This is a genomic window from Caballeronia sp. INML2 (assembly GCF_023631365.1).
GTDB classification, from domain to species: Bacteria; Pseudomonadota; Gammaproteobacteria; order Burkholderiales; family Burkholderiaceae; genus Caballeronia; species Caballeronia turbans.
Genome location: NZ_JALQDH010000040.1, coordinates 1 through 14,693 on the forward strand (window position 1 = coordinate 1; position 14,693 = coordinate 14,693).

The following is a 14,693-nucleotide window of genomic DNA, read 5'->3' on the forward strand; positions in this document are numbered from 1 at the left end:
AAGAAAGTGACTGCCGTCCCGCACAGGGGCAACGCTAATAAACCAACAAGAAAACGGGATCCAGCGAAAAAAATTCACTTCACCAAAGAACGCCGCTTCATCTCCAACTGAGTAATGAGCCGCTGCAGCGTATTCTCCGCCGACCCCGGCATCGAAACAAACTTGAACCCGATGGTATATCGGCAATCCCCCTTCGCCGTTGTCGATTCCCGCTTCGAAACCAGCTTCATATCCACCGTAACCTTGCCATTGGCGCTGAAATGCAGCTCGGCATCCTGAATCACGATGCCCATCTCGAGATTGGCAACGCGCTCATCTGTCGTGCGCAACGCGACCCCCCCCAGCGACAGGTCATGCACCTCGAAGCGGAACCGCTCTCCCTCTGGCAGCGAACCCGTGCAGATATAAGGATCGAGCACCGGCGCCTCGACGCGGAAATATTCGCGCCGCTGCATGTAATACAAGACCATCGGAAACTCGGCCTCGAACGCCGGTCGGCCGTCGAACACCGTCTCGCGCGCCGGCGGCGTCGTGAACTCGACGCGCACGCCTTCCGGCGCCGCGTTGAAAACGAGCCTCTGCGACGCGAGCACGCCGCGGTTCTGCTCCGCCACGCCGCCCCAGTCGAACGTGAAGCGATGCGCGGTTACATCAACATCGAGCAACCGTGTGACGATTTGCCCGTCGCCGTATTGCGCCGTCAGAAAGTCGCCGCGATTGGCGAGATTGCGCAGCGCCACGCCGATTTCGAGCGGATTGCGCCGGCCGAAATCCACGTTGGGCGCGATGTCCTCGTCGGCAACGTCATGCATGTAATTGGTGTTCATGGGGCTAGCCGTGTTCATTGTGCTCGCGCGCCGGTCGGACATCCGAACGTCGCGCGTCGATCCGAACCCGAATCGGTCCGGCACTTCGGTTATTCAGGTTAGCGGCACACGTCTTCAAAAGTTTAGGGGTGCCCGGCGAAAAATGTATGTGGTGCGCCGTCCCTACGAACGTAAAACGTTTGCTGCCGAAAAAGATCCGAACAATCGCGCTTTTCGCGCTCGGTAATTCGCGCGTACGACGTCTTCCTAGCAAGAAGACGGCCGCATACATCGGCTGATTGCGTCAGACGATCTGGCGCATGATCGAGATGAGCTTCTTCGCGTATTGCGGATCGGTCGCGTAGCCCGCCTTCTGCATGCCGTGCGCGAAGCCCGCGACATCGCGCGAAGCCTGAATCACCGGCGCATAGCGCGGATTGTTCTTGATGACGCTCGCGTAATCGGTCAGCGCTTCCTCGTACGAATCGTAGGCGCGGAACTTTTCGACGACCTTCTGCGGCCGGCCGTTGACGTACTCGGTCGTGACCGAATTGACGGTCTTGCCGGTCCAGTTGCTCGACGCCTTGATCCCGAAAATGTTGTGGCTCGTCGAACCGTTCGCATGCTTGATCTCGCGCTTGCCCCAGCCCGATTCGAGCGCCGCCTGCCCGATGATGAAACGCGCCGGAATGCCGGTCGCCGCGCTCGCGGCCTGCGCCGGCACCGCGAGGCGGTCGACGAACGCGTTGACCTTGTCCGATCCGTTGCCGCGCGCCGGTGCTTCGAGCGAATCCGCCGCCGTGTAGCCCTTGCCCGCGAGCGACGCGCTGCTCTTGTTGGCCTGCGCCGCCGCGTACGCCTTCGCCATCGCGTTCATCGCGGCGAGGTTGCCCGCGTTCGCGTCGAGGTCGCCGCCGCCCGACATGCCGCCGAGCGTCTGCATCGCGTTCATCGCGCCTGCGCCGTTCCTGGCGTCCGCGCCGGCCTGGCCGCCCGCGTTGCGCATGAGCTGCTTCAGCATCATGTCCGCGACGCCAATGCCCTTCGACGACATCTGCTGCGAAAGCTGCTGATCGAGCATCGACGTGAACGACTTCGTATCGTTCGATTCGAACGGGCTGTCCGAAGGCGTCGCGTCGCGCATGCTCTTGAGCATCATCTGCGTGAAAACCGCGTCGAATTGCCTGGCCGCTTCCTTGAGTCCCTGCTGCGGATTCGCGCCGGCCTGCGCGCGCAGCGCGTCGAAGCCCTGCGTGTCGAGCGCGAAACGGTTCGACAGGCTCGAAAAGCCGCTCGTCGTATCGGTCGATGCCAGCGCGGTGCTGGCGATGCCGGTCGTGTTCGAGTTCATGAGGCTTCGTTCCTTAGATGATTTCGAGGTCTGCGCGCAGTGCGCCCGCGGCCTTCATCGACTGAAGGATCGAGATGAGATCCGCCGGCGTCGCGCCGAGCGCGTTGAGCGCCTTCACGACATCCGCGAGGTTCGCGCCCGCGCTCAGCATCTTGAGCGCGCCGCTGTCCTGCTTCAGTTGAATCGAGGATTCCTTCGCCGCGACCGTCTGCCCGTTCGAGAACGCGCCCGGCTGGCTCACCGCCGTCTTCGTGTTGATGACCACCGACAGGTTGCCGTGTGCGACCGCGCAGTTCTGCAGCGTGACCATCTGGTTCATCACGATCGAGCCGGTGCGCGCGTTCAGGATCACCTTCGCGGCGGCCTGCGCCGGACGCACGTCGATGTTCTGCAACTGCGCCATGAACGACACCTGCTCGCTCGCATCCTGCGGCGCGCGCAGTTGAATCGTGCGGCCGTCGAGCGCGAGCGCCGTGCCCATGCCGAACTGGTTGTTCACCGCCGCGACGATGCGCTGCGTCGTGTCGAAATCCATCTCGCGCAGTTCCATCTGCATGACGCCGCCCTGCTGCTGCAACGCCGACGGCACCGCGCGCTCGACGATCGCGCCGGCCGAGATGCGCCCGACCGCGAGCTGGTTCACCTGCACCTTGCTGCCGTTCGCGCTCGCGCCCGCGCCGCCGACGACGAGGTTGCCCTGCGCCATTGCATAGACCTGGCCGTCCGCACCCTTCAGCGGCGACATCAGCAGCGTGCCGCCGCGCAGGCTTTTCGCGTTGCCGAGCGAGGACACGGTCACGTCGATCGCTTCGCCGGGGCGCGCGAACGGCGGCAGCGTCGCCGTCACCATCACGGCGGCGACGTTCTTCAACTGCATGTTCTGCGTCGTCGCCGGGTTCACCGTGATGCCGAGGTTGCCGAGCATGTTGGTGAGCGACTGCGTCGTGAACGGCGTCTGCATGGTCTGGTCGCCGGTGCCGTCGAGGCCGACGACGAGACCGTAGCCGATCAGCGGATTGTCACGCACGCCCTGGAACGAGACGAGGTCTTTCAGACGCTCGGCGTGGGCGTGCTGCGCAGAGCCGATGGCGACGAGCGCGGCCGCGAGCGAGAACGAAACGAAACGGAGAAACGGATTCATGATCAGAACGGCGCGACGTTGAGGAAGAAGCGTTGGAGCCAGCCCATGTTTTGAGCTTCGTCGATATAACCCTTCGCCGAATATTCGATCTTCGCGTCGGCGACTTGCGTGGAGAAGACGGTGTTGCTGCCCGAGATCGTCGTCGGGTTGACGACGCCGGAGAAGCGCACGAATTCGTTGCCCTGGTTGATGAGCATCTGCTTTTCACCGCTCACCATGAGGTTGCCGTTCGACATCACTTCCGTGACCGTCACGGTGAGCGTGCCGCTGAACGTGTTGGCCGCGCTCGCGCCGCCCGCCGCCGTGAACTTGTTGGCGCCGGTGGCCGACAGGTTCGTGTTGTTGAAGAGGCCGCCGAAGATGCCCGGCGTCGTCGGCACGGCGAACGAGCCGTTGCCGGCGCGGTTGGTGTTCGCCGCCGACGACTTCGTCGCGTTGACGTTTTCCGAGATCACGATGGTCAGGATGTCGCCCACGTTGCGCGGCCGCTGGTCTTCGAACAACGGCCGGCCCGCGTAGCCCGCGTTGTAGATCGCGCCCGGCGAACGCGTGCCGACGGGCGGTTGCGGCGGACGCGCGGTCATCGGCTGCTGGACGATCGGCTCTTTCGGCACGAGGCCGCACGCGCCGAGCGCTGCAATGAGCGCGGCAATCGTTGCACGCGAGAGGATTTGAGTAGGCGACATCTTGGTGACTCGTATGAAGCGTTAAACCTGCATCTGCGAGAGCGTCTGCAGCATCTGGTCGGACGTGGTCACGGCCTTGCTGTTGATCTCGTAGGCACGCTGCGTCTGGATCATGTTCACCAGTTCCTGCACGACATTCACGTTCGACGCTTCAACGTAACCTTGCTGCAGCGAGCCCGCGCCGTTCAGGCCCGGCTGGGAGACGTTCGGCGCGCCCGAGCTGCCCGTTTCGGAGAACAGGTTTTCACCGCGCGCTTCGAGACCGGCCGGGTTGATGAAGGTCGCGAGCTGGATCGAGCCGACCGTCGTGCTGGCCGTGCTGTTCGGCTGCGTGATCGACACCGTGCCGTCCGAGCCGATGGTGATCGCCGTCGCGTTTTGCGGAATCGTGATGGCCGGGTTCAGCTGATATCCGCTCGATGTGACGAGCTGGCCTTGCGCGTTGGTCTGGAACGAGCCGTCGCGCGTGTAGGCGGTCGTGCCGTCGGGCATCGTCACCTGAAAGAAGCCCTGGCCGTTGATCGCGACGTCCTTCGAGTTGCCGGTCTGCTGCAGGTTGCCCTGCGTGTAGAGGCGCTCCGTTGCGACCTGTTGCACGCCGGTGCCGAGCTGGACGCCCGATGCCAACTCGGTTTGCTGCGTAGAGTTCGCACCCGGCTGGCGCGTGGTCTGGTACAGCAGATCCTCGAACACCGCACGCGAGCCCTTGAAGCCGTTCGTGCCCACGTTGGCGAGGTTGTTGGAGATCACGTCCATTTGCGCCTGTTGCGCGTTCATGCCGGTCGCGGCGATGTAGAGAGAGCGATTCATGTCTTTCGTGTCCTGTGTAGCTTGCGTTCGCCGCTCAAGAGAAGTTGAGCAGCTTGTTGGCCGACTGTTCGTTCTGATCGGCCGATTCCATCAGCTTGGTCTGCATCTGGAACTGCCGCGCGTTGGTGATCATCGAGACCATCGCGGAGACCGGGTTCACGTTGCTGCCTTCGAGCGCGCCGCCCGCGACGACCACGCTCGGGTCCGCATCGGCGGGGTCGCCGGTCGCGGTCCGGAAGAGGCCATCGTCGCCGCGCGTGAGCGTCGCCGGATCGGGATTGACGAGCTTCAGCTGATCCACGACCGCGATTGCCGTCGGCGGGTCGCCCGGAATCAGCGCGGAGATCGTGCCGTCCTTGCCGATCGTGACTTCAGCGCCCGGCGGAATCGACAGCGGGCCGCCGCCGCCGAGCACCGGCAGGTTGTTCGCCGTGACGAGCTGGCCGTTCTGATCGACGTGCAGGTTGCCCGCGCGCGTGTAAGCCTCGCTGCCGTCCGCCGCCTGCACGGACAGCCAGCCGGGTCCTTGAATTGCGACATCGAGCGGATTGCCGGTCTGCTGCACCGGCCCCGCCGAGTAGTCCGCGTTCGGCGTGGACGACAGCACGAAAGTGCGCGTCGTGCCATCGGCGGACTGGTTCTCGAACGACATCGGCACCTGGCGGAACGCCGCGAGCTGCGCCTTGAAACCCGTGGTCGACGCGTTCGCGAGGTTGTTCGCCACGACGGCTTGCTGCTCGAGCGCCTGGCTTGCGCCAGTCATCGCGGTGTAGATCAGACGGTCCATGAATCGCTTCCTTCTTTCCTGATGCGTCTAGTGCGTGCGAACGATGCTTACAGATTGATCAGCGTCTGATCGACGGTCTGCTGTGTCTTGATGGTCTGCGCGTTCGCCTGATAGTTGCGCTGCGCGGTGATCAGATTCACGAGCTCGCTCGTCAGGTCGACGTTCGAGTTCTCCACCGCGCCGCCCTGCAGCGTGCCGTGGTTGGTCGAGCCCGGCACCGAGACTTGCGCCGCGCCCGACGCCGCCGTCTGCGCGTACACGTTGCCGCCGAGGTTCTGCAGGCCGTTCTGGTTGTTGAAGTTCGCGATCGCGATCTGGCCGAGCGCCTTGGTTTCGCCGTTCGAGTAGTTGCCGGTCAGCATGCCGTCGGTGCCGACCGTGAAGCCCGTCAGTTCGCCCGTGCTGTTGCCGTCCTGATGCAGGTTCGTGAGACCGCTCTTCGCGCCGTACTGCGTCGTGCCGGAGAGATCGAGCGTCAGCGTCTGCGTCGCGCCGGGCGTCGGATCGGCGCCGTTCGGGATGGTGAACGTGAACGTCTTGCCCGAGGTCATGTTGCCCGATGCGTCGAACGTGACGGGGCCGAGGTCCGTCTTCTGCGTGACCGGATCGCCATAGCCCGCGAACGCTTCCCACGTGTTGGTGCTCGACTTCGTGAAATACACCGACACCTTCTGCGTGCCGCCGAGCGAGTCGTACGCATCGACGGACGTCGACGCGTTGTAGGTGTTGCCGTTGGTCGGATCGAAGTCGGCGGCTGCCTTGACGTCGTCCTGCGAATTCAGGTTGAACGCGGCGGTGATCGTCTTGGTTGCGGTCGGCGCGATGTTCGCCGTCGGCACCGTGAGCGGCACCGTGCTCGCGCTGTTGACGACGCCGCCCGAATCCGCCGCGTAGCCCATGAGTTGCAGCCCCGACGAATTGACGATGTTGCCGTTGTTGTCGAGATGGAACACGCCGTTGCGCGAGTACACGATCGAGCCGTTGTTCGACAACTGATAGAAACCGTTGCCGTTGATCGCGACGTCGAGCGCCTGGTTGGTCGTGGTGATCGTGCCCTGCGAGAACTGCTGCTGCACTTCGGCGAGACGCGTGCCGATGCCGATCTGGTTGCTGACGGCCGTGGCCATCGAGCTTGCATACATGTCGGCGAACTGCGCCGCGCCTTGCTTGAAGCCGACCGTGTTCGCGTTCGCGATGTTGTTGCCGATCACGTCGAGGTCGCTCGATGCGGCGCCCAGACCGCTCAGTGCTTGTTGGTAACTCATTTGATGTATCTCCGTGACGAGACCACGCTCGCCCTAAATGAATGGGGAATCAGAGAATCGAAGCGACGCTCGTCAACGCAACCGTCGAACCGTTCGCGAGCTTCAGACCCGGCGCACCGCCCGACATCTGCACGACGCTTTGCACCTGCGAAGCCGACAGCGTCGTCGCGGTCGCCTGCTGGCCGTTGATCGTGCCTTGCGCGGTGATCGTGTAGCTGCCGTCGGCGAGCGTGGCGCCCTTCGAATCGACCGGCGTCCAGCCTGTTACCGGCACGACGCCAGCGCCCTGCGCGCCTAGATCGAGCGTGTTGACGATCTGGCCCGACGAATTCTTCACGACGATCTGCAGGTCGCTCACGTCGTTTGCCAGTTGCACGCCGAAGCTCGACGACGCGCCCTTCGACACGGTCACGCTGTTGCCCGCCGCGAGCACGTTCGAGCCGATGAGCAGCGCGGCCTGCGTCTGCTGGCCGGCGGAAAGCTGCGTCGCGAGCGAGGACAGCGACGTGTTCAACTGGCCGATGCCCGTCACCGTGTTGATCTGCGCGAGCTGCGAGGTCATCTGCGAGCTGTCGGCGGGGTTGGTCGGATCCTGATTCTTGAGCTGCGTCACGAGCAGCGTGAGAAAGGTGTTCTGCAGATCCGACGCCGACTGCGCGCCGGTCGCCGAGCTCGACGAAGACGCCGACGAACTCAACGACGCGCCGTTCATGGTGTCGAGCAGCGTCTGCGAGACGGTCGTGCCGTTGCTGCCGATAGTGGTGCTGGAGGAGCTCACGTTGTGTTCCTTGAAGTCTTGATCAGGTTCCGATGGTCAGGGTCTTGAGCATCAATTGCTTGGCGGTGTTCAGCGTTTCGACGTTCGCCTGATAGGAACGCGAAGCGGAAATCATGTTGACCATCTCCTGCACCGGATCCACGTTGGGCAGCGTCACGTAGCCGTCCGCGTTTGCCGCCGGGTTGCTCGGGTCGTAGCTGGTTTTCATCGGGCTCGGATCGTCGATCACGCCGGTCACCTGCACGCCGCCGACCTGCTGGCCCGACGCGGTGCGCGCGCCGCCGAGCGGATCGACCGCGAAGACGACCTGTTTCGCCTTGTACGGCTGACCGTCCGGGCCGGTCGTGCTGTCCGCGTTCGCGAGGTTCGACGCGGTGACGTTCAGGCGCTGCGCCTGGGCGGACATCGCCGAGCCGGCGACGTTGAAAATGTTCATCAAAGAGGGCATCGCTAATCCTTTTCCGGGTGGAGTCGGCGCTTCGGCGCCGTGGCTCCGGCCCCATGCCGGGCTGGAGCCACGGCGTTAACTGTTCGATGTGATCGCCGAGAGCATCGACTTGATCTGCGACGACAGCACCGTCATGCCCGCCTCGAAGTGCAGCGCGTTGTCCGCGAACTGCACGCGCTCGGCGTCGAGGTCGACCGTGTTGCCGTCGAGCGACGGCTGGCTCGGCACGCGGTACGCGAGCTTGCCGTAGTCGTCGCTCGAACCGCCTGATGCGGACAGCGTCGACGTGCCGCTCATGTGGCCTTTGGCCGTCGTCGCCAGGCCGCCGCTCGCGCTCACGCTCACGGGCTGCGCCATCTTCAGCGTCGAATTGTTCGTGGCGCCGCCGCCCTGCTTGAGCGCGCCCGCGAGCGCGCTCGAGAAATCGACGTCGCGCGCCTTGTAGCCGGGCGTGTCGGCGTTGGCGATATTCGACGACAGCAATTCCTGCCGATACGCGCGCACATCGAGCGCCTCACGGCCAAAAGCGAATTCCTTGTCGAGTCTGTCTAGCATTCCGGTTTCTCCTGTCGGCAGCGCCGAGGCCTTTTTGCATGACACGCATCTTAGGAGCGGCGCGCAATAACTAATCCGACGAATAACCGGGAAACGGGGCCTCTATTCGACGCTTGCCCGCGGCGGCCGATATCTAGAATTCGTTTCGTTAGGAGCCGCCGCGTGTTTGCGGCTCGATTCGGATCAGGTACGGAGAAAGTTGATGAGCAGGTCGGCAAAGCGTGCATCGAACCCTACGGCTCGCGTCGCTATGACGCTCGCGCGCCGCACGCTGCGCGCTCTGGCCGGCGTGTCGCTGTTCATGAGCGTCGCGGCGGGCGCGTTTGCGCAGCAGAGCGACGGCCCGATCGTCATTCCCGGCAACGCCGAGACCAATCCGGCCGCGGCGGCCGACATGGCGAAGAACCTGAATGCGCCCGTTTCGCGTGCCGCGGTTCCCGTCGCGGCGCCCGCCGCACCCGAAATCGCGCGTTCGAGCGGCTATCGCGCCGCGACGAAAGCCGCCGACGCCGCGATGCGCAACGCCGCGCTCGAACTGGACGCCCGCGCCGACGCCGCCGACGACTCGATGAACGACGCGAGCGGCATGATCGTCATTCCCGGACCGGGCGAAGCGAAGCCCGCGCGCGCGCCGGTCGCGGCTCCCGCGCTCGCGAGAGCGCCCGCCGCATCGGTTTCGGTTTCGCGCGATGTGATGCCCGTTGTCGTGACACGCGACGATGGCGTCGCCCGCGGCGCGAATTCAAAGCCTGTCGCGGCGAGTCCCGCGACGCCCGTCGGCGCCGCTTCGCCGATGCGACGCGTGAGCTTCAATCCGTCGACCGCGGCAGCAGCCGCGCCCGCCGCCGCATCGCCGCAAGCGCCCGCCGCGATGCAGGACGGCGAATCGATCCGCGTCGCCGCGTTCAACTTTCTGCAGCAGCAGGCGGCCGGCTTGCCGGGCAAGGTCGAGATCACCGTCACGCCCGTTTTCCCGCGCGGCCTCGCCGCCTGCTCCGCGCTCGATCCGTTCATGCCGACCGGCGCGCGCCTCTGGGGCCGCATGACCGTCGGCGTGCGCTGCGTCGGCGAGCGCCCGTGGACACTCTATGTGCAGGCGCGCGTGTCGATCAACGCCACGTTCTATACAGCGGCGCGCGCAATCGCGCCAGGCGAGGTGCTGGGCAACGCCGATCTCGTCGCCCGCGAAGGCGACATCACCGCGATGCCGCAGGCCATCGTCACCGATCCGGCGCAGGCTGTCGGCGCGGTCGCGCTGTCGCGCGTGCCCGCAGGCCTGCCGCTGCGCACGGACATGCTGCGCGCGGCAAGCTCGGTCGCCATCGGCCAGAACGTGCACGTCGTCGCCGGCGGCTCCGGCTTTTCGATTTCGGCCGAAGGCACCGCGATGAACAACGCGGCGCCCGGCCAGCAAGTGCGCGTAAAAACGGCCGGCGGTCAGATCATCACCGGCATCGTGAAGGACAGTCAGACGGTGGAAATCGCCCTCTGAAGCGGGCTATGTTCGGTTCCCCACGTTTGTTTCATTTTGTTGCAAATGCGCTGAATGCCCGCCAGACAAGGCTTTCAGGGCGATGAGCGCGCCGAACGGCAGTTGGCAGTCCCCCGGCAGGGTAAAGTTTTCAAGCACCCTCGCCGATAAAGGACTCAACACGTTCGGGAATGGACATCGTGAAAATCGAATCGAATAGCAACACCACTCTGGCAGGCCTTCAAGACAACCTGCAGCGCGCGTCGCAAAACGACGCGAAGGGCGCCGCTGGCACCGTGCAGCAATCGGGCACGGGCACGGCGACGAATTCGACGGTGAGCTTGTCGCCGCTGTCGACGGACCTGCGCGCATCGAACGGCTCGGACATCGACACGGCGAAAGTCGAGTCGATCAAGGCCGCGATCCGCGACGGCAGCCTGAAGATGGACACGAGCAAGATCGCCGACGGCATTCTCAGCACCGCCCGCGACCTGCTGCAAACGAGAACCCCGCCGACCGGCGGCTGAACGTAGTGACCCTTGCGCGTCTGTGCGAAACAGGCGCGCGGCGGCGAGCGGCGTTCTTGCGCCGGCGGCTTTTGTGAAACCGCTATTCGAGCGATGCAATGAGAGACGCCCTGCTTGCCACTGTCACCGAAGAAGTCGCCGCTGTTCAGGCTTTCGAATCCCTCCTCGTCGATGAGGAAAAGGCGCTGATCGCCGCGCAGCCGCTTCCGGCGCTGCCTGAAATCATCGAGAACAAGACCGCGCTCACCGAGCGCATCTCCGCACTCGAAAAGGCGCGCGACGAGCAGTTGAAGGCGCTCGGTTTTCCCGGCGGCTTCGTCGGCATGGAAGCCGCCGCCGCGGACGACAGCGCGATCGCCGCGCAATGGGCGCTGCTCACCGCCGCCGCTCGACGCGCGAAACAGGGCAACAACAACAACGGCGTGCTGATCCGCACGCGCATGGAATACAACCGCAAGGCGCTCGCCGCCTTGCAGGTCGCGCCGTCGAAGAGCGGTTTCTACGGCCCGGATGGCCGCGTGCCCGGCGCCTGACCGCCGCTTTTTTTCGCTTTGCCGAACGGCGCGTGCTTCCCGCGAGGCACGCGCCGCTTTCGTTTCCCGCGCTTTCATCTAGCGAATAACCCCCTTTTCCCCGGCTTTATCCGCCGATGGTCGCTCGACGCCTTCCGCAATAATCGCTTTCATCAAAAAGCGGCTTCGCGCCGCTCGCACGTGCAAACGATGGAAGCAACGGAGTAAGGCCCGGTGGCAGAAGAAAGCGATCTCGAAAAAACCGAATCAGCCACTCCCAAGCGCCTGGAAAAGGCGCGGGAGGAAGGCCAGGTTGCGCGTTCGCGGGAACTCGCGTCGTTCGCTCTCCTTTCGGCGGGATTTTTCGGCGTGTGGGGTTTGTCGGGAGCAATGAGCCAGCATTTGCAGTCGATCCTGCGCGGCGCGTTCACCTTCGATCACGCGACCGTGCTCGACTCGCGCCAGATGATGATCGGCGCGGCAAACGCGAGCAAGGAAGGTCTGTTCGCGGTGCTGCCGGTTCTGCTGCTGACGGCTTTCGCCGCGCTCGCCGCGCCGATGGCCCTCGGCGGCTGGCTCATCACGACGAAGCCGCTTGCGCCGAACTTCGGGCGCCTGAATCCGGTCAGCGGCCTCGGCAAGATCTTTTCGATGCAAGGGCCGGTTCAGCTCGGCATGTCGGTATTGAAGACGATCGTCGTCGGCGGCATGGCGGGCTCGGCGATATGGAGCCGCAAGGCCGAAGTGCTCGGCCTGCTGACGAAGCCGCTCGATCTCGCGCTCGCCGACGCTATGCACCTGATCTTCGTGTGCTGCGGCATGGCGATCGGCGGGCTCTTTCTCGTCGCGGCCATCGACGTGCCGTACCAGCTCTACTCGCACGCGAAGAAGCTGCGCATGAGCAAGGAAGAAGTGAAGCGCGAGCACAAGGAAAACGAAGGCGATCCGCACATCAAGGGCAAGATTCGCGCACAGCAGCGCGCGGCCGCCCGCCGCCGCATGATGCAGGCGATTCCGACCGCCGATGTGATCGTCACGAACCCGACGCACTTCGCCGTCGCGCTGAAGTACACGGACGGCCAGATGCGCGCGCCGAAAGTCGTCGCGAAGGGCGTGAATCTGGTCGCGGCGCGCATCCGCGAACTGGGCCGCGAGCACAACGTGCCGCTGCTCGAAGCGCCGCCGCTCGCGCGTGCGCTGTATCACAACGTCGAGATCAATCGCGAGATTCCGGGCGCGCTCTATGGCGCGGTCGCGCAGGTGCTGGCGTGGGTCTATCAGCTCAAGCGCTACAAGGAAGATGGCGGCATCGCGCCGGACGAACCGTCCGATCTCGACGTGCCGAAGGAACTCGACAAAGGCGGCGTAACCGACGCCGAGGCCGAACAGGAAGCCGCAGAGGCCCTGGCCGGCGACAACACTGACAAGGGAGCCGCCGCATGAACGCGCGCGCTGGATTTTTCGCCAAACGGCCCGACGCGCTGGGGTCGCAGAACCTTCGGGCGCTCGCCGGCCCGATCCTGATCTGCATGATTTTGGGCATGATGATTCTGCCCTTGCCGGCGTTCCTGCTCGACCTGCTGTTCACCTTCAACATCGCGCTGGCGGTGATGGTGCTGCTCGTCAGCATGTACACGCAAAAGCCGCTCGACTTCGCGGCATTCCCGAGCGTGCTGCTGTTCTCGACGCTGCTGCGGCTGTCGCTGAACGTCGCGTCGACGCGTATCGTGCTGCTCGAAGGCCACACCGGTCCCGACGCCGCGGGCCAGGTGATCGAATCGTTCGGGCACTTTCTCGTCGGCGGAAACTTCGCGGTCGGTATCGTCGTGTTCGTGATCCTGATGATCATCAACTTCATGGTGATCACGAAGGGCGCGGGGCGTATCGCGGAAGTGGGCGCGCGCTTCACCCTCGACGCGATGCCCGGCAAGCAGATGGCCATCGACGCCGACCTGAACGCCGGCCTCATCAACGAGGAAACCGCGAAGAAGCGCCGGCAAGGCGTGGCGCAGGAAGCCGAGTTCTACGGCTCGATGGATGGTGCGAGCAAGTTCGTGCGCGGCGATGCGATCGCCGGTCTTCTGATCATGGTGATCAACGTGGTGGGCGGGCTGATCGTCGGCATGCTTCAGCACGACATGGACTTCGCGCACGCGGCGACCAACTACACGCTGCTGACCATCGGCGACGGCCTCGTCGCGCAGATTCCGTCGCTCATCATCTCGACGGCGGCGGGCGTGATCGTGTCGCGTGTCGCGACGGAAGAGGACATCGGCACGCAGCTTACCGGCCAGTTGTTCCAGAATCCGCGCGTGCTGATGATCACGGGCGTGATCATCGGCGTCATGGGATTGATTCCGGGCATGCCGCACTTCGCGTTCATGCTGCTCGGCGGCGGTCTCATCTACGCCGCGCGCTCGATGAACAAGCGCGCCGAGGCGAAGAAGAAAGCGAGCGCCGTCACCGATGTCACGCCGCTCGCGGCAAGCGCCGCAGCCGCGTCGGCGGAGAATGCGGAGGCGAGCTGGGAGGATGTATCGCTCATCGATCCGCTCGGGCTGGAAGTGGGGTATCGGCTGATTCCGCTCGTCGATCGCAACAGCGACGGCGAGTTGCTCAAGCGTATCAAGGGAATTCGCAAGAAGTTCGCGCAGGAAATCGGCTTTCTGCCGCCGGTCATTCACATTCGCGACAATCTCGAACTTCGGCCGAATGGCTATCGCATTGCGCTGAAGGGCGTCGAGGTCGGTGTTGGCGAAGCCTTCCCGGGCCAGTGGCTCGCGATCAATCCGGGTCAGGTATCGGCTGCCCTGCCGGGCGCGCAGACGCAGGATCCGGCATTCGGCCTGCCGGCGGTGTGGATCGACACGAATCTGCGCGAGCAGGCGCAGGTGTACGGCTACACGGTCGTCGATGCGAGCACGGTCGTCGCGACGCATTTGAATCATCTCGTGGTAACGCATGCGGCCGAGTTGCTCGGGCGACAGGAAGTGCAGGCGCTGCTGGAGCGAATCGGCAAGGACACGCCGTCGCTCACGGACGATCTGGTGCCGAAGGTGCTGTCGCTCACGACGCTGCAGAAGGTGTTGCAGAATCTGCTCGACGAAAGTGTGCCGATCCGCGACATGCGCACGATCCTGGACGCGTTGCAGGAGCATGCGCCGCGCATGTCCGATCCATACGATCTCACGGCGGCGGTGCGTCTCGCGCTCGGCCGCGCGATCACGCAGCAGTGGTATCCGGGCACCGACGATCTACAGGTGATGGGCCTCGATCCGACGCTGGAACGGGTGTTGTCGCAGGCTTTGTCGACGGGGACCAATCCCGGGCTCGAGCCGGGCCTCGCACAGACGCTGATGAACTCGACGCAGAACGCGATCATGCGTCAGCAGAATCTGGGATTGCCGCCGGTGTTGCTCGTGCAGCACTCGCTGCGCGCGATGCTGGCGAGGTTTCTGCGCAGGAGCCTGCCGCAGTTGAAGGTGCTGTCTTATGCGGAAGTGCCGGATACCAGGAATGTGAAGGTGGTGAATTTGATCGGGGCGTGAGGCGTCTG

15 protein-coding genes are annotated in these 14,693 nt (G+C 64.5%); 5 read left to right on the plus strand and 10 right to left on the minus strand.

The window, feature by feature from the left end:
• Positions 1 to 74 precede the first annotated feature (74 nt).
• The 10 genes from NCT32_RS13365 to flgB all read right to left on the minus strand — a co-directional run bounded on the left by NCT32_RS13365 (position 75) and on the right by flgB (position 8,627).
• Positions 75 to 827, minus strand: coding sequence for a flagellar brake protein (locus NCT32_RS13365; RefSeq protein ID WP_061116907.1), 753 nt, complete (start codon positions 825 to 827; stop codon positions 75 to 77).
• Positions 828 to 1,110: 283 nt separating this feature from the next.
• Positions 1,111 to 2,157, minus strand: a complete 1,047-nt coding sequence (gene flgJ / locus NCT32_RS13370; protein WP_250477210.1) for a flagellar assembly peptidoglycan hydrolase FlgJ — start codon at positions 2,155 to 2,157, stop codon at positions 1,111 to 1,113.
• A 13-nt stretch (positions 2,158 to 2,170) separates the two neighbouring features.
• The gene (locus tag NCT32_RS13375) at positions 2,171 to 3,298 is read right to left on the minus strand and encodes a flagellar basal body P-ring protein FlgI (RefSeq protein ID WP_061116553.1); all 1,128 of its coding nucleotides are present in this window, start codon (positions 3,296 to 3,298) and stop codon (positions 2,171 to 2,173) included.
• 2 nt (positions 3,299 to 3,300) lie between these two features.
• The gene (locus NCT32_RS13380; RefSeq protein WP_096031949.1) at positions 3,301 to 3,984 is read right to left on the minus strand and encodes a flagellar basal body L-ring protein FlgH; all 684 of its coding nucleotides are present in this window, start codon (positions 3,982 to 3,984) and stop codon (positions 3,301 to 3,303) included.
• Positions 3,985 to 4,005: 21 nt separating this feature from the next.
• Entirely contained in the window at positions 4,006 to 4,794 is a 789-nt protein-coding gene (gene flgG / locus NCT32_RS13385) for a flagellar basal-body rod protein FlgG (RefSeq protein WP_250477211.1), read from the minus strand.
• 34 nt (positions 4,795 to 4,828) lie between these two features.
• On the minus strand, positions 4,829 to 5,581 hold the full coding sequence (flgF, locus tag NCT32_RS13390; RefSeq protein WP_061116556.1) for a flagellar basal-body rod protein FlgF: 753 nt from the start codon (positions 5,579 to 5,581) through the stop codon (positions 4,829 to 4,831).
• A gap of 47 nt (positions 5,582 to 5,628) precedes the next feature.
• Positions 5,629 to 6,846, minus strand: coding sequence for a flagellar hook protein FlgE (flgE, locus tag NCT32_RS13395; RefSeq protein ID WP_061116557.1), 1,218 nt, complete (start codon positions 6,844 to 6,846; stop codon positions 5,629 to 5,631).
• A 49-nt stretch (positions 6,847 to 6,895) separates the two neighbouring features.
• Entirely contained in the window at positions 6,896 to 7,558 is a 663-nt protein-coding gene (locus tag NCT32_RS13400) for a flagellar hook assembly protein FlgD (RefSeq protein ID WP_284508527.1), read from the minus strand.
• Between the two features lie 88 nt (positions 7,559 to 7,646).
• Positions 7,647 to 8,072, minus strand: a complete 426-nt coding sequence (flgC, locus tag NCT32_RS13405) for a flagellar basal body rod protein FlgC (RefSeq protein WP_035499295.1) — start codon at positions 8,070 to 8,072, stop codon at positions 7,647 to 7,649.
• Positions 8,073 to 8,147: 75 nt separating this feature from the next.
• Positions 8,148 to 8,627 carry a flagellar basal body rod protein FlgB gene (gene flgB, locus NCT32_RS13410; RefSeq protein ID WP_061116559.1) on the minus strand — a complete coding sequence of 160 codons (480 nt, stop codon included), beginning with the start codon at positions 8,625 to 8,627 and terminating at the stop codon, positions 8,148 to 8,150.
• A gap of 202 nt (positions 8,628 to 8,829) precedes the next feature.
• Between flgB and flgA the strand changes: the two genes are divergently transcribed.
• The 5 genes from flgA (at position 8,830) to flhA (ending at position 14,685) form a co-directional block, all read left to right on the plus strand.
• Positions 8,830 to 10,119, plus strand: a complete 1,290-nt coding sequence (gene flgA, locus NCT32_RS13415) for a flagellar basal body P-ring formation chaperone FlgA (protein WP_250477213.1) — start codon at positions 8,830 to 8,832, stop codon at positions 10,117 to 10,119.
• Between the two features lie 179 nt (positions 10,120 to 10,298).
• Entirely contained in the window at positions 10,299 to 10,625 is a 327-nt protein-coding gene (gene flgM, locus NCT32_RS13420; RefSeq protein ID WP_061116909.1) for a flagellar biosynthesis anti-sigma factor FlgM, read from the plus strand.
• Between the two features lie 98 nt (positions 10,626 to 10,723).
• Complete coding sequence (locus NCT32_RS13425) at positions 10,724 to 11,158, plus strand: flagella synthesis protein FlgN (protein ID WP_061116561.1); 435 nt, start codon at positions 10,724 to 10,726, stop codon at positions 11,156 to 11,158.
• Positions 11,159 to 11,371: 213 nt separating this feature from the next.
• A complete protein-coding gene (flhB, locus tag NCT32_RS13430) occupies positions 11,372 to 12,580 on the plus strand; it encodes a flagellar biosynthesis protein FlhB (protein ID WP_061116562.1) in 1,209 nt (402 codons plus the stop codon).
• Entirely contained in the window at positions 12,577 to 14,685 is a 2,109-nt protein-coding gene (gene flhA / locus NCT32_RS13435) for a flagellar biosynthesis protein FlhA (protein ID WP_061116563.1), read from the plus strand. The genes flhB and flhA overlap by 4 nt, the downstream gene beginning before the upstream one ends.
• Positions 14,686 to 14,693 lie beyond the last annotated feature (8 nt).